The following is an 18,385-nucleotide window of genomic DNA, read 5'->3' as shown; positions in this document are numbered from 1 at the left end:
TGGTCGAGCGGCCTGCGACGATCGCTTCCGGCGTGTGGACCTGGCCGCTGACAAGGGAGGTGATGCGGGCAAGGCCGGGGGCGGAGAGGTAGGTCTCGGTGCAGCCCGTGCGGCCGCAGCCGCATTTCAGGATGGGGAGACCGTGGGTTTGCATCGGGGCGGCGGCGAGGGGGAAATGGCCGAACTCGCCGCCGACCTGGGCGGGAGAGGGCAGGAGCGCACCTTTGGTGACGACACCCCCGGCGACGCCGGTGCCGAGGATGAGGCCGACGGCAGGGTCGGCGCCTTTGGCGGCGCCGAGGGTGGCTTCGGACAGGGTGAGGGCACGGCAGTCGTTGATCCACGCGGTCGGGCGGCCTGCGGCGGTGGCGATGTCGGCGGGGAAGGGGTGGCCGGTGGCCGGGAGGTTCGAGGTGAGGGCAAGGCCGGTGGCGGGGTTCACGAGACCCGCGGCGGAGATGCCGATGGGGAGGGGCTTGGCATGGGTTTCACACCAGTGGATTGCCTGCGCCATCGCCTGGACGAGGGCGGGGTAGTCGGGTGGGGTGGGCCAGCGGTGGCGGGTGGTGAGGCGCCAGTCCTCGTCGAAGAGCTGCGCTTCGATCTTGGTGCCGCCGAGGTCGATGCCGCCTGCGATGATCATGGTGTTACCGGGTGGAGCCGGACGCCCTGGACGACGCGGCTGAGGGTGCCCTGGCCCGCGAAGGGGTCGTCGACGTTCAGGCCAAGGGCGTCGGACCAGTGGACGGCGAGTGTCTGGGCTAGGGCCACGTAGAGGGGGGCGGACCAGAGGTCTCCGTAAGGTTGGGGGATGTCGGGGGCGGTGACTTGGCTTCCGGGGAACTGGGTGCGGAGTTCGGCGATGAGGTCGTCGTCGTAGGCGCGGGTGTGGGGGTTGGCGGAGCGGAAGATCCAGAGGTCGGTTACCTCGCGCACGAAGCTTTTGGGGCCGTGGCGGAAGCCGAGGGTTGTGTCCCAGAGGGCGGGGATCTGGCCGGCGGAGAGCTCCATCACCTTCAGCGCGGCTTCGCGGGCGGCGAAGGCGAGGGGGCCGGAGCCGGTGAAGACGGCGCGGGTCGGGCAGCGGGCGGCATGGGCCTCGGCCCTGAAGGTCGGGAGGAGGGTGGCGAGGTCGTCCGCGAGGCGGGCGAAGCGGGCGGGGGTGTCGGCAGGCACGAGGGAATGGTCGAAGATGGCGGCGGCGGTGAGGAGCATGGTCGAGAAGCTGGAGGTCATCGCGAAGCCTTGGTCGTGGGTGGCTTCGGGGAGCGTGATGACTTTTGCTCCGGGACGGGTGGCGAGGGCCGACTGGGCGTTGCAGGTGATGGTGAGGCGGGGCCAGGCGGGGGCGAGGGCGTCGAGAGCGTCGAGAAGGCCGATGGATTCGGTCGAGTTGCCGGAGCGGCCGAAGCTGACGATCAGTTTCGGTGCGCCTTTCAGGTAGGCGTGGGGGCGGGCGACGATGTCGGTGGTGGGGATTGCGCGGAAGCGGGGGCCGGGCTGGCCCTCGAGCCCCGCCGCGAGGATGTCGCCGATGTAGGCGGAGGTGCCGGCGCCGCAGAACCAGATCTCGGTGGCTTCGGTGGCGGCGACCCATTGGCGGAGGTCGGCAACGGGGAGGCTTGCGCCCCAGTCCCGCCAGATATCGGGCTGGCCTTCGATTTCGCGCCAGGTGGCGTGGCGGGCAAGGTCGGTCATTCTTCTGTCGTCGCTTGTGTGGTGGATCGGGTGCCCCCCACCCCGGCCCTCCCCACGAGGGGGAGGGAGGCGCCTGGGGCGGGCGTTGGCGCGGGAATACGGACGTTGGCGAGGGTTGGGACGGTTGTCATATCGAGCGCGTTCCGCGCGAAGACGCTTTGTTTCGTCTCTGCGCGTGAAGAACGCGCGGGCCGGCTCGGGTCAAGGGCGCGCCGCGTGGGGGATATTCGGGCAAAGATGAAAGGCGGGCGGCAGTCCCGCCAGATGTCGGGCTGGCCTTCGATTTCTCGTGTGGTGGATCGGACGCCCCCCACCCCGGCCCTCCCCACGAGGGGGAGGGAGGCGCCCGCGGCGGGCGTTGGCGAAGGAGTACGGACGTTGGCGATGGTGGGGGCGGTTTTCATATCGAGCGCGTTCCGCGCGAAGACTCTTTGTCTCGCCTCTGCGCGTGAAGAACGCGCGGGCCGGCTCGGGTCGAGGGCGCGCCGCGCGGGGGATATTCGGGCAAAGATGAAAGGCGGGCGGCAGTCCTGCCAGATGTCGGGCTGGCCTTCGATTTCGCGTGTGGTGGCGTGGCGGGCAAGGTCGGTCATTCTTTTGTCGTCGCTTCTGTGGTGGATCGGGCGCCCCCCAACCCGGCCCTCCCCACGAGGGGGAGGGAGGCGCTTGTGGCGGGCGTTGGCGCCGGAGTAGGGGCGTTGGCGATGGTGGGGGCGGTTTTCATATTGAGCGCGTTCCGCGCGAGCCTTTTGTCTCGCCTCTGCGCGTGAAGAACGCGCAACCGGCTCGGGCATTGGGGGCGCTTCGCCCCCCAAACCCCCAGAGAGTATTTGGCAAAAGAGCAGGTGCAGGGGCTTTGGTTGATGCCGGTCATCTTGTCTGGGTCACTTTGGAAAGGGTCTCGGGGCGGTCGGGGTCGTGGCCGAGGGCGAGGGCGGTCTGGAGCGCGAGGGGGTAGGTGAGGCAAAGGAGCGCTGCGGCGGCAGCGGCGGGGGTGAGGGCGGTGGCACCGGCGTCTGAGGCGCGGAGGCGGAAGACAGTGCCGCCGGCGGCGCGGAAGCGGGTTTCGGCGGTGTCGAGGCTGTCCTGAACCTGCGGCTGTTCGGTGTCGAGGATCAGGATCAGGAGGGGGTTGGTGACCAGCTGGAGGGGGCCGTGGAGGACCTCGGAGGAGGAATAGGCCTCGGCGTGAAGGGCGCAGCATTCCTTGAGTTTGAGGGCAAGCTCCTGGGCGGCGCCGAAGCCGGTGTCGCGGCCGATGACGTAGACATGTGAGGCGCGGAGGAGGGCCGAGAGGATGGCGCGGGTCTGGGGGAGGCTTTTGCCCTGGAGCCGTTCTATGGCGCGGGCCGATGCGGAGGCGTGGGGGGCGTAGGCGGGGACAAGAGCCGAGAGGAACGCCATGCCGCCCGCGATGGCGCCTACGACGGACTTGGTGGCGGGGACGGCAAGCTCGGGGCCCGCGCCGATGCGGAGGGTGATGTTGGCGGCCGCTTCGACAGGGCTTGTCGGCGCATTGGTCAGGGCGATGACCATGGCCCCGGCCTTGCGGGCGCCTTTGGCGGAGCGGACGAGGTCGTCGGAGGCGCCGGACTGCGAGACGACAAGGATGGCGGTGTCGGTGAGGCGGACGCCATGGCCGAGGGAGAAGACGGACGGGGGGAGTGAGGTGACGGGGAGGCCGGTCTCGCGCATGATCTCGTAGGAAAGGACGTTCGCGGCGGCATCGGACGAGCCGCGGGCGATGGTGTAGATCGCCCGGAGGCCGGTGAGGTCGGGCAGGGTGACCGTCTGCGCGACGGAGGCCGCGAAGACCGCCGGGGCCTCGGCGATCTCGCGCGCCATGTGGCGGCCTGCGTCGGGGGGAAGCTCGGTCATCTTCGGGCCCGGGTGGCGGAGATAAGCCCGAACCGGCGCCAGTCGGGCCGAGGAGGGTGCCCCTCACCCCCGGCCCCTGCCCACGGGGGGGAGGGGAGGCGCCTTTGGCTGTTGTCGGGATCGGGCATCTGCGGGGTCATCCGGTCGGTCCGGGAGCGTTGGTTGCACCCGGGGGCGATGGCAAGGCTGGCGGTGGCCCCCAGTCTCGCCCCGTTGGGGCAGGAGACGGACGGAGCGGTCATTTGCGCAACCCATGGGCGTCGAGTTTCGCCCAGGTGTCGGTGAGGTCGACGACCTGGCCGGTGGTGCGCGCCTGATCGAGGGCGATGGCGGCGATGCCGGCCTCCATCGCGTCGAGGATCGAGACGGGGAGGGTGTCGGTTTCGGCCCGGAGGTAGGCGGTGATGTCGCGGCACATGAGCTGGTCGGCACCGTAGTGGGAGCCTTTCATCGCGGTCCCCTGGGTGTAGTCGTGGTCGGCGAGGCGGCGGCCGTCGCGGGCGGTGACCTTCAGGAAGCCGCGGACGAAGTCGCCCTCGGCCATGCCATGGGTGCCGATCACACAGAAGCGGCGGTGTTCGTCGGGGACGTTGAGGTTGGTGTGGGAGGCGAGGCTGGCGCCGGTTTCGTATTCCAGGATCGCGGTCTGGAAGTCGATGATGTCGCCGTCGGAGTTGAAGGGATCGTCGGTGGATTCCCAGACGGATTTCTTTTTGTGGAAGATTTCCGTCTCGGCATTCGACTTTGGGGCGTTCGCCGGGACGAAGCTTTTGCGGCCGCCGAAGCTGGCGACGCGGGAAGGGCGGGAGCCGGTGACCATGTTGTAGATGTCGAGGTCGTGGCAGCACTTTTCAAGCATGAAGCCGCCGGCGAGGCCGGTCTTCCGCCGCCAGTCGCGCATGAAGAAGGCGCCGTGGTAGGGGGCGATGTGTTCGTTGGCCTCAAGGCTGGTGATCTCGCCGAGCCAGCCTTGGGCCATCGCGGCGCGGAGGTCGGTCATGTGTTGCGAGTAGCGCAGGACGAGGCCGACCATGGCGCGGTTGGTGCCGCCGTGAAGCGCCAGAAGGCGGGCGAGTTCGAGGGTTTCGTCGATCGAGACGACGACCGGCTTTTCTGTGAAGACTTGCACCCCGGCCTCGAGCCCCAGGCGGATCTGGTCGAGGTGGAAGACGTTGGGGGAAAAGACGCAGTAGAGGTCGGGCTTTGCGTCTGACAGCATCGCCTCCACCGATGGATAGCGGGGGGTGTCGGTTCCGATCATCTCGAGATGCGTGGGCTGGGGGTCGTAGTAGCCCACGACCTTTGCCTCGGGCATCTCGGCCTTCAGCGTGGACAGAACATGGCCAGCCCGCAGGCCGATGCCTGAGGTGACGATCCGCATCATGGTCTCCTTCGATCAGGCGGCGAGCGCGGGGGCTTGCCGTCGCCGCATCACGCGGCCGGTTTGGTCAAAGACATGGGCATCGGCTGGGGTGAAAGTGAGGGCTACCTCCTCGCCCTCATGCACCGCCGTATCGCCCGGAAGTGCGGCGCAGAGCTTCAGGCCGTCCTCCATCTGGCCATAGGCGATGGCGGTGCCGCCGAGGCGTTCCAGGACACGGAGCCGCATGGTCAGGCCCTGGCCGAGCCGCAGGTTTTCCGGCCTTACGCCGACATCGACGCGGTCGCCTTTCCTGGCACCTGACGTATCGACCGGGATCGTCATCTGCGCGCCGCCGTGGAACTCGACGGTCACGCCGTCGGGCCCGAGGCCGGTGACGGTGGCGGGGAGGAGGTTCATGTTGGGCTGGCCGATGAACGTGGCGACGAATTTGGTGGCGGGGTGGTGGTAAAGCTCCATCGGTGTGCCGAACTGTTCGATCCGGCCCTTGTTCAGGACGACGATCCGTTGGGCCATGGTCATCGCCTCGATCTGGTCGTGGGTGACGTAGACCATCGTCGCGTCGAGCTGGCGCTGGAGGGCGGAAAGCTCGACCCGCATCTCGCCACGGAGGGCGGCGTCCAGGTTCGAGAGCGGTTCGTCGAAGAGGAAGACCTTGGGGTTCCGCACGATCGAGCGGCCGATGGCAACACGCTGGCGCTGGCCGCCGGAGAGCTGGCCGGGTTTCAGGGGCAGTTTGTCGGTCAGCTGCAGGATGTCGGCGGCGCGGCCGACCTTTGCCTTGACCTCGGCCTCGGGCAGGCGGGCGACGCGGAGGGGGAAGGCGATGTTTTCGAAGACCGAGAGATGGGGATAGAGCGCGTAGCTTTGGAAGACCATGGCGATGCCGCGGTCGACGGGGGCTGCGGCGGAGACATCGACGCCGTCGATCAGGATGCGGCCTTGGGTTGCGGCCTCCAGCCCCGCGATTATGCGCAGAAGCGTGGACTTGCCGCAGCCGGACGGGCCGACGAAGACCACGAACTCCTTGTCATGGATCGCCAGGTCGATGCCGGTCAGCACCTCGGCGGGGCCGAAGGATTTCGAGATGGACTGCAGGTCTAGCGTGGCCATGGGTGGGTCCGTTGATGAGTAGGGGGGTCACATGAGGCACATCGGCCGGATGCGCCCTCCCTCCCCCTTGTGGGGAGGGCCGGGGAGGGGGGCTTTTGAACCATTCCAGGGTGCCCCCCCACCCCCAACCCCTCCCCACAAGGGGGGAGGGGAGGCGCTTGTTGGCATCTGTCGGGGAAGAATTCCGTTCATGGGCGACTGCTCTGGTTCAAGCGGGGTGAGGGCGCGGCGGACCGCGCCCACTCATGGATCAGCGGACGGCGGTCAGCTCGACACCGGCCTGGGTGACCAGTTCGTCGACGGTGCCTTCGCCGAGCATGATGCCCTGGATCATGTTGGTGAAGACATTCTGCAGGGCCTTGAAGTCTTCGACCATCGGCTCGGGGCCGCCGGTCGAGATACCTGCAACGAAGATCGGCCAGCTGTCCTTGGTGTAGTAGGGGTCGGCGATGCCGAGCTTTTCGTACTGCAGGATCGGCGTCAGGCCCCAGGTGCTGTCGAGGTCATACTGCGCGGCACCCGAGGTCAGGGCCTTGGCGAGCTTGATCGCGAGCTCTTCGTTCCCGGTGCCCTTGAAGACGGCGAGCGAGTCGGTGATCAGGATCGTGCCTGAGGGGCCGGAGGGGCCTGCCGGGATAGGTGCTACGAGCTGGGTCGGCACCTTTTCGGCATGCTGGCCCTTGCCCCAGGGGCCGGAGACATACATCGCGATCTGGCCGTCGTTGAAGAGGTCCTTCATCTGGTCGCGTTCCCATTCGGTGGGGCCGGACTGCATGTAGGGCAGAAGATCCGCGTAGAGCTGGAGCGTTTCGCGGGTCTGCGCGCTGTCGAGCGCGGGCTTGCCTTCGGCGTCATAGACCGCGCCGCCGTTGGAATAGAGGAAGTCGAGGAACATGTGCATCGTGTTGTCGAAATCCTTGCCGGCAATGCCGATGCCTGCGGCGTCGGTGTTGTCGGTCACGGTCTTCGCCAGCGCGATAAGGTCAGCCCAGGTGGCGGGCGCCTTGCACTCGGCCCCCGCTGCCTCAACCACCGCACAGTTGATGTAAAGCGCCTTGGTCGAGAAGGCGTGCGGGATGCCCCAGTACTGGCCGCCATGGCTGACGGTCTTCAGAACGCCCGGCTGGTAGGCTGCCTCTTCTTCCGGCGTGAAGGTGACGGGAATGATCAGGTCGTTGTTGGCCAGCTGGCGCAGAGTGCGGCTGCCCATGTAGGCGACGTCCGGCGGGTCACCGGCGGCGGCAAGCTGCTTTGACTTGTCCTGGCAGGTGCCCCATTCGACTGCCTCCATCTTTACGGTGACACCCGCGTTTTCGGCCTGGAAGGCATCGATCACCTTCTGGTCAGCCTCGCGGACCTCGCCGCCGCACATGATGAAGTGCAGCTCTTGCGCCTGGGCAGTCAGGGCCGTGCCAGCCATCAGGCCGGCAGCGACCGTCAGGGTCTTGAAGTGGGTCATTCGTATTCTCCCTTGGTTGGATTTTATTGTTGGTGGTTCTGGTCATTCTTTCACGGCACCGGCGGTCAGCCCGGCGATGAGGTATTTCTGCAGGAACAGGAACACGAGCATCACGGGCGTGATGCCGGTGAGGGCAGCGGCCATCATCTCGTTCCAGGTCGTGTCCTGATAGCCGATGAACCCGTAGAGGCCGGCGGGCAGGGGATGAAACTCGCGGACGTTGTTGAAGGTGAAGGCAAAGAGGAACTGCTGCGCATAGGCGCCGATGAAGACGGCGGTGCCGACGACGATCAGGCCCGGCACGGCCAGCGGCAGCACGACGCGGCGAAGGGTGTAAAGCCGCGAGGCGCCGTCGACGTAAGCCGCCTCTTCCAGTTCACGCGGGATCTTTTCAAGGTAGGAGCGCAGGAGCCAGATGCCCGTCGGGATCAGGAAGGCAATACCGGGGATGATCATCGCCCAGTAGGTGTTGAGCATCGAAAGCGTCCGGAGCGCCTTGTAGAGCGGGATCAGAAGGACCGCCCCGGTGAACATGTTCACCGCGAGGAACCCGCCAAGCGAGAGCGACTTGAACGGAAACTCCAGCCGCGCATAGGCGTAGGCGGCGGGGATCACCACGATCATGGTGATGACGGTCACCGACGTGGCGATGAAGATCGAGTTGAAGATGTAGCGGCCCAGAAGCGGCACGGTCACCCACATGTCGCGGTAGGCCTGCAGGCTGAAATCCTCGGACCACCAGGTGAAGTCGGCGGTCATCAGGTGGCTCATGGGGCGCAGGCTGACGCGGATCATCTCGATGAACGGCATCAGGATGAAGAGGAGGAACAGGAAAGTGGCGATGTAGACGCCGATCTTCTGGAGGAGCGAGAGCTTGTCGATCATGTCACTTCGCCCCGTAATGCCGGTTCACCCGGTTCAGGAACCAGAGGTAGAAGAGCGAGAAGGCCGCGAGGAGGACCACGATCACGACCGCCCGAGCCGCGCCTTCGCCGAAGCGCTGGGACGAGATCGCGACCTTGTAGGTGTCGATGATGAGGGTGGTGGTGGCGCCACGTGGGCCGCCTTCAGTGAGGATCCAGATGATCTCGAAGCTGTTGAAGGTCCAGATCGCCGAGAGGAGCGCCATGGACACGATCACCGGCATGATCTGCGGAATGGTGATCCGGCGGAAGCGGTACCAGCGGCCTGCGCCGTCGACCCAGGCGGCTTCATAGAGGTCGCGGGAGACGCCCTGCATCGCGGCGAGGAAGAAGAGCGTGACCATCGGCGTGCCGACCCAGACGTCCGTGACGACTGCCGAGTAGAAGGCCGAGGTCTTGGTGGCGAGAAGCGCGACGCGGTCCTGAACCAGCCCGAATTCCTGCAGAAGGCCGGAGATGAGGCCGAAATAGCCGTTGTACATCCATTTCCAGCCGATGACGCCGATGGCGATCGGGATCACCCAGGGCGGCATCACCAGGACGCGGAAAAGCGCCTTGCCGGGGACGGCCGCGTTCAGAAGGGTGGCGCCGATCAGGCCCATGACCAGCTTCAGCGACACTGCCAGCACCATCCAGTAGAAAGTGCGGCCCACGGTCTGCCAGAATTTCGGATCGCCGAAGAGGGCGGTGTAGTTCGTCAGGCCCACCCAGTTTTCCCCGCCGAGCGTGGCATCGGTGAACGAGAGGCGGATCGTTTCGGCCAGGGGCCAGACGACGATCACGAGGATGAAGAGCAGGGCGGGCGAGATCAGGAGCCAGGCAAACGCACGTTCGCTGAGCTCGCGGCGCTGCATCCGTTGCGGAGCGGCGGTCTCGGCGACCAGCGTCATGCGGTTCCCCCTTGGCGGTGTTCGACCTGGGGCCGGTGGCAGCGGCGGGCGGGTCGAATCGTCTTGTTGTGGTGACGATACCAAAAAAGTTTGCGATAGCTACCATGATAATACCAATATGGCAGTAGAGTGGGATCTTCGGTTAGTTTCTGCTTGTTTTCCGGTCGGAAGGCGTTGCATCTTACGTTCTTAGATGAAATTGGTTCTATCAATATAATACCAATCGTGGGCTGCCGATGGACGATGATCAGGTTCTGTTCCGCCCTGATGCGTGGTACCGCGCAAGCCGCGGGCCGCGGTACGAGCAGCTTTACCGCCACCTCGCTGCCGCGATCGGGGCGGGGGAGCTCCCTCCCGAGACACAGCTGCCACCCGAACGAGAGCTGGCGCTGATTGCCGATGTCAGCCGGGTGACGGTGCGCAAAGCGGTCAGCCAGCTGGTCGAGGACGGGGTGCTGGAGCAGCGGCGCGGGGCAGGCACTTTTGTTCGGCCCGCAAGGGCGAAGATCGAACAGTCGCTGTCGTCGCTTCTGTCGTTCACCGACTACATGCGCCAGCGCGGCAAGACCTCGTCCAGCCGCATCCTGCGGCGGGGGCTGTTCCTGCCGAACCCGGACGAACAGATCGCCCTCGGCCTCTCGGCGGGCGAGCGGGTGGCGCGGGTGGAGCGGCTGCGGTTTGCCGATGACACTCCGCTGGCGCTGGAATGGTCATCGCTGCCGACCGACGTGCTGCCCGATCCGGAGGCGGTGGAGACCTCGCTCTACGACGTCCTGCGCGCGGCGGGCACGGCGCCGACGCGGGCGGTGCAGCGGATCACGGCGGTGAACCTGACCGGGGCGGATGCGCGGCTTTTGATGCTGGCCGAGGGGGCGGCGGTCCTCAGGATCGACCGGACGGCCTATGTGCCCTCGGGCCGACCGATCGAGTTCACCCGGGGGCTTTACCGCAGCGACATCTACGACTTCATCGCCGAACTTAGGCTGGACGCATGACGCTGACCTTCCGGGCCTGGATCGACGGGAAACAGATCCGCTGCGAGATCGGCTCTGATCGGGCTTTGCCGGCGCCGACCTTCTGCTTCTCGCTGATGGCCGCGCCGAAGGTAGTGTCTGGCGGCACGCTGGTGCGGCGGGTCGCGGGCTATGCCGAGGTGGCTTTGCCTGACCTCGCGGCGGGCGTGGTGCATGAGCTGGTCCTGGAACATGCCAATCCCCGGTACTTCCCGCGCAACCGGGCCTGGCTGCCGCTTGGGGCCTATCTTCGGGTCGGGCGGGAGTGTTTCCCGCTGCCGCCGGGCAATGATCTTGGTCTGCGGGAATGGGAGGGCGTGCCTGCGCCTGCGCTCGGGGCAGACCGGTTGCCGTTGGTGCCTCAGCCGAAGGACTGGCGGCCTGCGGGCGGGGTGCTGGCGTTTTCGGCGCTTGCTCCCGTTGCTGGGCTGGAGGGGGCGGCCGATCTGGCGGAACGTCTGGGCCTTGCGCCGTTGGTCGCGCCGGGTGGAGTGCCGCTGGAGATCAGCGAGGACGCGGAGCTTGGGGTTGAGGGTTACCGGCTGAAGATTGCACCCGCCGGGTTGTCGGTCGTCGTCGGGGCGCCGGCGGGCCTGCACTATGCCGCGATCACGCTTCTGACGTTGCGCGAGACCTGTGGCGGAGAGCTTCCGTGCGGGACAATCACCGATGCCCCCCGCTTCGGCTGGCGCGGGCAGCATCTTGATAGCGCTCGGCATTTCTTCGGGGTGGACTTTATCCTGCGGCTTCTTGATGTGATGGCGCTGCTGAAGCTCAACCGCTTCCACTGGCATCTTTCGGATGACGAGGCATTCCGGCTGGAGGTCGACTGCCAGCCGCTCCTCTGGCAGCGGACGGCGTTCCGGGGCGAGGGCGAGCTCGTGCCGGGCGTCTTCGGCGGTGGTATCCGGGCCGGGGGGAGCTATTCCAAGGCCGACGTCGCGCGAGTGCTGGCGCGGGCGAAGGCGTTGCGGATCGAAGTGCTACCGGAGATCGAGGTGCCCGCCCATTCCCATGCGATGGTCAAGGCAATCCCTGGCCTCCGCGACCCCGGCGACAATGGTGAGGAGGTGTCGGTCCAGGGGTATCTCGACAACATCGTCAACCCGGCGCAGGCGGGGACTTGGGATTTGCTCCTGCCCCTGGCGCGGGAAGTCGCGGGCATGTTCCCGTTCGGGATGGTGCATCTCGGGGCCGACGAGGCGCCGCATGGGGCCTGGGACGGCTCGCCTGCGGTCGCGGCGCTGAAAGCGCGGGAGGGGCTGGCGACTTCGGACGATGTGCAGGGCTGGATGCTGGCCAGGCTTGCGGGCGCTTTGGGCGACGTGGGAGTGCGGACTGCCGCCTGGGAAGAGGCGGCCAAGGGCGTGCAGGGGGGTATCGGCAATGGGGCGCTGCTTTTCAGCTGGACCGGGCAGGGACCGGGGATTGAGGCCGCACGGCGGGGGCATGACGTGGTTATGTGCCCGGCGCAGCATACCTATTTCGATCTGGCGCACAGCGACGACCTTGATGACTGGGGCGCGGCCTGGGCGGGTTTTGTGCCTTTGGAAAAGACCGTGGATTGGGATCCGGTGCCCACAGGCGCCAAAGACATCGCCCCCCGGATCGCGGGGGTCGAGGCCTGCTTCTGGGGCGAGTTCACCACGGAAGACTGGCAGGCGGAGGGGATGATCGCCCCGCGCATCCTGGGCATCGCGACCAAGGGCTGGGAGCCTGCGGGCCGGACGGATGGCACGGCGCTGCGGGCTTTGGCAGGGTGCTATGGGCCGCTTTTCGACCGCATCGGCTGGCGACGGTATCGGCTCTTCTGACGGGCTGCTCGTCGATGCATTTCATGCACTCCTCGCGGGACGCCCGCCGACGAGGAGACGAAGTCGAACGAGGAGGATCAGGTCATCGGAAGATGCCGGGCCGCTTCCTTTCTGGCAAAGGGTTTCAGGCGCGACCCATGCTGGTCGAGGAAAGCCCGCGCGGCTTCGGCGTCGTGATTTGACAGGTCGCGTACCCACCAGGCGATGGCTTTCTGGACGAACCAGTCGCGGTCATCGGCAAGATCGGCACACCAGCCAAGCACGCGGGCGCGGATCGCAAGGTCCTGAGGTTTCGGGAAATTCTGCTTTGTCCAGGGCAGCGTCATCACCAAGGCGGCGCGGCGGGTCCACATGTGGGGGCTTCGCACCCAGGCCTCTACCGTGTCGATCCTCGTTGGGTCGGCCAGCAGGCGGCGTTCACCCGCGTTGCTTGCGTGGTCAGCGATGGCCCAGGCGTCGAACTGGGGCACCCAGGACTGGATCAGCGCCCAGACGGCGTCGTCCGGGCGGATCCGGGCTTGCGTCAGAAGCTTCGCCGCGGCGACGCGGGCTTCGTGGATGTTGGTCTCCCAAAGCTCGGAGGCCAAGGCGACACGTTCCTCCAGGCTCCGCTCGGCGCGCCACTGATTGGCAAGTGCGGTTACCTCGGGAACCGTGATGCCAAGATAGGGGCGCTGGGCCTTGTGATAGACCGCCACTTCGGCGGCTTTCACCGGGTTGGCGCGGGCCTGAAGCTCCTCAAGCGGGGTCACAGGTTGGCCTCGATCCCGGTGGGAAGGCCGTCGATGGTCTGGCGGTTCTTCTCGTCCCAGTAGGCGCGGAGGCCGTCCGGCCCCTTGCCTTCGGCCCAGGTCTTCAGGACCGGGCGCTCGTCGCGGAAATCCATGAAGGGGACGGCGAAGCCGCAGGAGCTTTGGACAAGGTCGATCGTCATGTCGACGATCTGCCGGGCACCGGGTTGATCGGGAAGCTCGGACGCAAGGGTGGCCCAGTCCGGATCGCCATGGTGGACGGCGCGGGCAGTGCCATAGGTGCGCAGGATCAGGGGGCGGGTGGTGAAACTGCACCACATCAGCGTCATGCGGGGGTCAAGCTGCAGATGCGCAGCGGTCTCATTGCCCGAGCCGGTGAGGTTCAGCCAAAGGATGCGGTTGGGAGAGAGAATACGCAGCGAATCCATGCCCTTGGGCGAGAGGTTTACTCTCGCACCCGGGGCTGCGGTGGCCGTGAAGAACAGGTGCTGCTCGCCGATGAAGGCGATCTGGTCGGGTTGCAGCTGATCGTAACGCTTGCCCATGGCGGTCTCCTTGCAGGCGGGGAGAGTGCCAGCGCGGGCGGGTCAGGGCAAGTCAGCGGCGGATCACGAAGCGGACCGAGGCGACGGCAAAGCCCGCGCGGCTGACAACTGCGTCGTTGACCACGGTGCCATCGGGCAGGCCGTAGAGAATATCCTCGAAGCCAAGCCGGGTGACGCCTGAGGGGGACCGGAAATCGGCGGTGTAGATCAGGCGGATCAGGCCGTTCTCCTCGATCACGGTCGCTTCGCCCACCGTATCTTCGCGCTTGCCGGTCCAGCGGCCTGGGCCTTGCTCGCGGAAGACCCAGGTCAGGCGGTCTTTCTGACCATCGTCATAGTTGAAATCCTCGACCACGGTCAGCGTCCGGGCACCTTCGCGGCCTGTGACGGTGCCGTTGAGGCGGGCGGTAAAGCGGCGCTCGTCTCCGGTCAGCCAGACGCGGAAGTGGCCGCTACCGGTGGTGCGGCCCTGGAACGCGGAGACGAGGGTGATTGGCGGACCGGCCCGAGGCGGTAGAGCCGGGGTCGACGCGCAGGCGGAAAGGGGAAGTGCGGCCAAGCCGAGAAGGAGGGTTCTGCGCTGCATCGCTGGCTCCGTTTAAAGTGGATACGGGGCCGGGGCCGGAGTGGATCAGCGGGACGCCGGGCCAAATTCCTTCGAAGGAATTTGCAAATCTTTTCGAAAAGATTTGGCCCTCGCCCGGCGGTCGCGCCCTATTCCACCGTCACCGACTTCGCCAGGTTACGCGGCTGGTCCACATCCGTGCCCTTCGCGATGGCGGTATGGTAGGCCAGAAGCTGTGCCGGGATGGCATAAAGGATCGGCGCCCAGAGCGGCTCGACCGTGGGCAGGGTCAGGGTCTTCCACGTCCCCTGACCAGCCGCCTCGATGCCGCCCGCGTCGGACAGCAGGAGCACCTTGCCGTGCCGGGCCATGACCTCTTGCATGTTCGACACTGTCTTGTCGAAAAGCGCGTCCTTCGGGGCAAGGACGATCACCGGAACGGCCGCGTCGATCAGCGCGATGGGGCCGTGCTTCAGTTCACCTGATGCATAACCTTCGGCGTGGATATAGCTGATTTCCTTCAGCTTAAGCGCACCCTCAAGGGCTAGCGGAAACATCGATCCGCGCCCGAGGAACAGGATGTCCTGCGCCTTGGCGAGGTCTTCGGCGATGCTGGCGATGGGGTCGGACAGGGACAGTGCGGCGTTCATGAAGCCTGGTAGCGCGCGCAAGGCGTCAAGCCGGGACTTCAGGGTCGCGGGATCGATCCGCCCCCGGTCGCTTGCCGCCTTCAGCGCCATGAGCGCGAGCACGGTCAGCTGGCAGGTGAAGGCTTTGGTCGACGCGACGCCGACCTCGACCCCCGCGTGGATCGGAAGTGCCAGGTCGCTTTCGCGGGCGATCGAGGAGGTGGGGACGTTCACTACCGATACGATCTTCGCGACCTTGCCTTCCGCATAGCGAAGTGCGGCCAGAGTGTCGGCAGTTTCGCCTGATTGGCTGACGAAGACGGCCATCGAGGCGGGGGAGAGGACCGGATCGCGGTACCGGAATTCCGAGGCGATATCGATGTCTGCAGGCAGGCCCGCGATCTGCTCGAACCAGTATTTGGCGATGTGGCAGGCGTAAGAGGCGGTGCCGCAGGCGACAAGGGTGATGCGGGCGATGCCTTTGAAATCGACCCCCTTGGGCAGATCGAGCCCGCCCTCGAGCGTGGTGTAGTGCTTCAGCGCATCGGCGATGACCCCGGGCTGTTCGGCGATTTCCTTGGCCATGAAGTGCTTGTAGCCCGCCTTTTCGATGCGGGTGGCGTCGATCTGGATGCGGGTTTCAGAGCGGTTGGCGCGGCGGTCTTCGGCGTCGAAGATCTCGGCGCCAGCTCGTGTGACGACGGCCCAGTCGCCTTCCTCTAGATAGGTGATCCGGTCGGTCATCGGGGCAAGGGCGATGGCATCCGAGCCTACGAACATCTCACCATCGCCCCAGCCGATGGCCAGGGGCGAGCCCTTGCGGGCGGCGATCATCAGGTCGTCCTGGCCGTCGAACAGGAAGCAAAGTGCAAACGCGCCGTGGAGGCGTTTGAGGGTGGTGCGGGCGGCCTCGACGGGCGTGGCGCCCCGGTCCATCTCGCGCCGGGCCAGAAGGGCGACGGTTTCGGTGTCGGTCTCGGACTCCTGGGCGTAGCCGTCGGCGGCGAGGTCCGCACGAAGCTCGCGGAAGTTCTCGATGATGCCGTTGTGGACCACGGCAACCCCGCCCGCGCGGTGGGGGTGGGCGTTCTTCACGGTGGCGGCACCATGCGTGGCCCAGCGGGTGTGGCCGATGCCGGCTTTGCCTGCGAGAGGTTCGTGGACCAGAAGGTCGGAGAGGTTGACAAGCTTGCCAACCGCACGGCGGCGATCGAGCTTTCCGGCGTTGACCGTGGCGATGCCCGCCGAGTCATAGCCGCGGTATTCAAGACGCTTAAGGGCCTCGACCAATAGCGGGGCGGCTTCGTGATTGCCAAGAACTCCAACAATTCCGCACATCTATGCGCCTTTCTTCGCGGCCTTGATGGCCCTTAGCTTTTCAAACAACTTGGTAGCAAGGCCGGGCTTCGTGACCTGCCTTGCTCGACCGATGGCCACCGCTTCGGCGGGGACGTCTTCGGTAATGACCGATCCGCTACCCGTCAGCGCCCCGTCACCCACTGTCACAGGGGCGACGAGCATCGTGTCCGAGCCGATGAAGACGCGCTTGCCGATGGTGGTGCGGTGCTTCATCACCCCGTCGTAGTTGCAGGTGACGGTGCCCGCGCCGATGTTGGTATGCTCGCCCACATCCGCGTCGCCGATATAGGTCAGGTGGCCGACCTTGACGCCTTCATCGAGGATCGAGTTCTTGATCTCGACGAAGTTGCCGACATGCACGTCTTCGGCAAGCTCTGCACCGGGGCGGAGCCTGGCGAAGGGGCCGACCGTGGCGCCCCGGCTGATGTGGCAGCCTTCGAGGTGGCAGAAGCCCTTGATCTCGGCGCCGGATTCCACGGTGACGCCAGGACCGAAAAGGACGTTCGGGCCGATCACCGCGTCGCGGCCGATATGGGTGTCGAGCGCGAAGAACACGGTTTCGGGGGCGGTCAGGGTGACACCGTTCTCCAGGGCGTCCGCACGGGCGCGGGACTGGAAAGCGGCCTCGGCTTCGGCGAGACTGGCGCGGGTGTCGATGCCAAGGGTCTCGGCCTCGGGGCAGGTCACGGCGGTGGCGGTCAGGCCACGCTTGCGGGCGGCGGCGGGGATGTCGGTCAGGTAATACTCGCCTGCCGCATTGGTGTTCGTCAGGCCAGAGACGAGCTCGGCCAGGACGGCCGCGTCGCAGGCGACGACGCCGCTGTTGATCAGGGTGATCGCGCGTTCGGCCTCGGTTGCGTCCTTGTATTCGACGATCCGAACGAGCGCGTCGCCTTCCATGACGAGGCGCCCGTAGCGTTGCGGGCGGCTGTCGGTGTGGAAACCTAGGACGGTGACATCGGCGGTAGAGACAGCGAGTTTCTCCAGCGTCTCGGGCGTGATGAAGGGGGTGTCGCCGTAAAGGACGATCACCTTTCCCGAGAAGCCTTCGAGGGCGGGCAGGGCCTGCCGGACGGCGTGGCCGGTGCCCAGCCGTTCTGACTGGACCACGATATGCGCGTCGGGGTTTTCGTCCAGCGCGGCTTTGGTCACCCCCTCGGCGCCGTGGCCGACCACGACGATCGTGCGGTCGGGCTGCAAGCTGGCGCTGGCCCGCATCGCGTGGTGAAGAAGCGGCGCGGCGGCGACGTGATGGAGGACCTTGGGCAGGTCGGAATTCATCCGTGTGCCCTGACCCGCTGCCAGCACGATCACTGAAACCTGCATTCTGCCCCTTCCTTTATCGTTGCGCCCGTTTTACCCCCGTGGCGCGGGGTGGCAAGGGGGCGAAGCCTCACGTCACGTTACAGGATTGCCAGGAATGCGATGTGTAGTCTTCGATCTGGACGGAACTTTGGCCGACACCTCGGCCGATCTTCTGGCGGCGGCGAATGCGGTGCTGCCGGAGCCCGTGCTGGGGCCGGGGGATGCTCTGACGGCGTTTCACGGGGGCCGGGCGATGCTGCGGCTGGGGTTCGGGCGGCTGGGGGTCGAGGCCGATGTGGATGCGGCTTATCCCGCGCTTCTAGAGGCCTATCGGGGGGCGATTGCCGTCCACACCCGGCTTTATCCCGGCGCGATGGCCGCGGTCGAGGTGCTGCGGCGGGACGGGTTCCTGGTGTCGATCTGTACGAACAAGCCGGAGGGGCTGGCGGATCAGCTCCTTCGCGAGCTCGGGGTGAGGGAGGCTTTCGGGGCGCTGGTCGGGGGCGATACGATGCCGGTCAGAAAGCCCGACCCGGCGCCGTACCTCGTGGCGGTGGAGCGGGCCGGGGGGGTGGTGGGCCGGTCGATGCTGGTCGGCGATACCGAGACGGATGCGAAGACCGGGGTGGCGGCGGGGGTGCCGGTGGCGCTGGTCACCTTCGGGCCGGAGGGGGCGGGGGTAAGCCGGTTCCGGCCCGCCGCCCTTCTCGACCGGTTCGAGGACTTGCCGGGACTGGCGGTCAGGCTGCTGGGTGCAGGGCGATAGTCGAAGATGGGCACGGTGCCCATTGGCTGGAATGCAAACTAAATCAACAGTTTAGTTTTGATCGTTAGTGAAATCTTCACCTTTGCGCACTAAGCAGCCGCAGCGGGAGATACAGTCGCAGGCTTTGTTGGCGGGTCAATTCGACGGCCGCTTTGAGCGGTGGGTTCAACTGATCGACGCAACACACTCTGCGAATCTCTCTGCTGGGGTTTGATATTGCAAGGTCTTGCGTGGTCGTTCGTTCAGCTGTCTGGCAATTGCGCTGAGTTTTGCCTGTGAATGGACAGATAGATCG

Annotated in this window: 16 protein-coding genes and 1 pseudogene; 3 read left to right on the top strand and 14 right to left on the bottom strand. The window is 66.4% G+C overall.

Annotation, left to right across the window (positions count from 1 at the left end):
• The 8 genes from ACRCSW_RS10625 to ACRCSW_RS10590 form a co-directional block, all read right to left on the bottom strand.
• A partial coding sequence (locus ACRCSW_RS10625; protein ID WP_438704912.1) for an ROK family protein occupies positions 1-643 on the bottom strand: 643 nt, incomplete at its 3' end.
• A complete protein-coding gene (locus tag ACRCSW_RS10620; RefSeq protein ID WP_438704910.1) occupies positions 640-1,698 on the bottom strand; it encodes an SIS domain-containing protein in 1,059 nt (352 codons plus the stop codon). The genes ACRCSW_RS10625 and ACRCSW_RS10620, both read right to left, overlap by 4 nt.
• An 870-nt stretch (positions 1,699-2,568) precedes the next feature.
• Positions 2,569-3,576, bottom strand: a complete 1,008-nt coding sequence (locus ACRCSW_RS10615) for an SIS domain-containing protein (protein WP_438704908.1) — start codon at positions 3,574-3,576, stop codon at positions 2,569-2,571.
• Between the two features lie 238 nt (positions 3,577-3,814).
• Positions 3,815-4,960: a Gfo/Idh/MocA family protein gene (locus ACRCSW_RS10610; RefSeq protein ID WP_438704906.1), complete on the bottom strand. Its 1,146-nt coding sequence runs from the start codon at positions 4,958-4,960 to the stop codon at positions 3,815-3,817.
• A gap of 12 nt (positions 4,961-4,972) precedes the next feature.
• Entirely contained in the window at positions 4,973-6,070 is a 1,098-nt protein-coding gene (locus tag ACRCSW_RS10605) for an ABC transporter ATP-binding protein (protein ID WP_438704904.1), read from the bottom strand.
• A 250-nt stretch (positions 6,071-6,320) separates the two neighbouring features.
• The gene (locus ACRCSW_RS10600; RefSeq protein WP_438704902.1) at positions 6,321-7,529 is read right to left on the bottom strand and encodes an ABC transporter substrate-binding protein; all 1,209 of its coding nucleotides are present in this window, start codon (positions 7,527-7,529) and stop codon (positions 6,321-6,323) included.
• Positions 7,530-7,571: 42 nt separating this feature from the next.
• Positions 7,572-8,414 carry a carbohydrate ABC transporter permease gene (locus ACRCSW_RS10595; RefSeq protein WP_438704900.1) on the bottom strand — a complete coding sequence of 281 codons (843 nt, stop codon included), beginning with the start codon at positions 8,412-8,414 and terminating at the stop codon, positions 7,572-7,574.
• Position 8,415: 1 nt separating this feature from the next.
• Positions 8,416-9,342 carry a carbohydrate ABC transporter permease gene (locus ACRCSW_RS10590; protein ID WP_438704899.1) on the bottom strand — a complete coding sequence of 309 codons (927 nt, stop codon included), beginning with the start codon at positions 9,340-9,342 and terminating at the stop codon, positions 8,416-8,418.
• Positions 9,343-9,578: 236 nt separating this feature from the next.
• On the opposite strand from ACRCSW_RS10590, the gene ACRCSW_RS10585 reads away from it, so the two are divergent.
• On the top strand, positions 9,579-10,337 hold the full coding sequence (locus ACRCSW_RS10585; protein WP_438704897.1) for a GntR family transcriptional regulator: 759 nt from the start codon (positions 9,579-9,581) through the stop codon (positions 10,335-10,337).
• Positions 10,334-12,169: a beta-N-acetylhexosaminidase gene (locus ACRCSW_RS10580; protein ID WP_438704895.1), complete on the top strand. Its 1,836-nt coding sequence runs from the start codon at positions 10,334-10,336 to the stop codon at positions 12,167-12,169. Before ACRCSW_RS10585 ends, ACRCSW_RS10580 begins: the two co-directional genes overlap by 4 nt.
• A gap of 77 nt (positions 12,170-12,246) precedes the next feature.
• On the opposite strand, the gene ACRCSW_RS10575 is transcribed toward ACRCSW_RS10580, so the two are convergent.
• The 5 genes from ACRCSW_RS10575 to glmU form a co-directional block, all read right to left on the bottom strand.
• A complete protein-coding gene (locus tag ACRCSW_RS10575; protein ID WP_438704894.1) occupies positions 12,247-12,921 on the bottom strand; it encodes a DNA alkylation repair protein in 675 nt (224 codons plus the stop codon).
• Positions 12,918-13,466, bottom strand: a complete 549-nt coding sequence (locus tag ACRCSW_RS10570) for a pyridoxamine 5'-phosphate oxidase family protein (protein ID WP_438704893.1) — start codon at positions 13,464-13,466, stop codon at positions 12,918-12,920. The genes ACRCSW_RS10575 and ACRCSW_RS10570 overlap by 4 nt, the downstream gene beginning before the upstream one ends.
• A gap of 52 nt (positions 13,467-13,518) precedes the next feature.
• On the bottom strand, positions 13,519-14,052 hold the full coding sequence (locus ACRCSW_RS10565) for a DUF3833 family protein (protein ID WP_438704891.1): 534 nt from the start codon (positions 14,050-14,052) through the stop codon (positions 13,519-13,521).
• Positions 14,053-14,180: 128 nt separating this feature from the next.
• Complete coding sequence (glmS, locus tag ACRCSW_RS10560; protein ID WP_438704889.1) at positions 14,181-15,998, bottom strand: glutamine--fructose-6-phosphate transaminase (isomerizing); 1,818 nt, start codon at positions 15,996-15,998, stop codon at positions 14,181-14,183.
• Positions 15,999-17,345 (bottom strand): bifunctional UDP-N-acetylglucosamine diphosphorylase/glucosamine-1-phosphate N-acetyltransferase GlmU, encoded by a 1,347-nt coding sequence (glmU, locus tag ACRCSW_RS10555; RefSeq protein WP_438704887.1) that lies wholly within the window; start codon positions 17,343-17,345, stop codon positions 15,999-16,001.
• A gap of 94 nt (positions 17,346-17,439) precedes the next feature.
• Here glmU and ACRCSW_RS10550 point away from each other — a divergent pair, with 94 nt between their 5' ends.
• Positions 17,440-18,090, top strand: coding sequence for an HAD family hydrolase (locus ACRCSW_RS10550; RefSeq protein WP_438704885.1), 651 nt, complete (start codon positions 17,440-17,442; stop codon positions 18,088-18,090).
• A gap of 165 nt (positions 18,091-18,255) precedes the next feature.
• Here ACRCSW_RS10550 and ACRCSW_RS10545 read toward each other — a convergent pair.
• Positions 18,256-18,385, bottom strand: a pseudogene (locus ACRCSW_RS10545) (IS30 family transposase); the annotation flags it as partial.

The organism is Tabrizicola sp. (genome assembly GCF_051645465.1).
GTDB lineage: Bacteria > Pseudomonadota > Alphaproteobacteria > Rhodobacterales > Rhodobacteraceae > Tabrizicola.
Note: the sequence above shows the minus strand (reverse complement) of the source record. Positions and strands in the feature narration are given on the sequence as shown.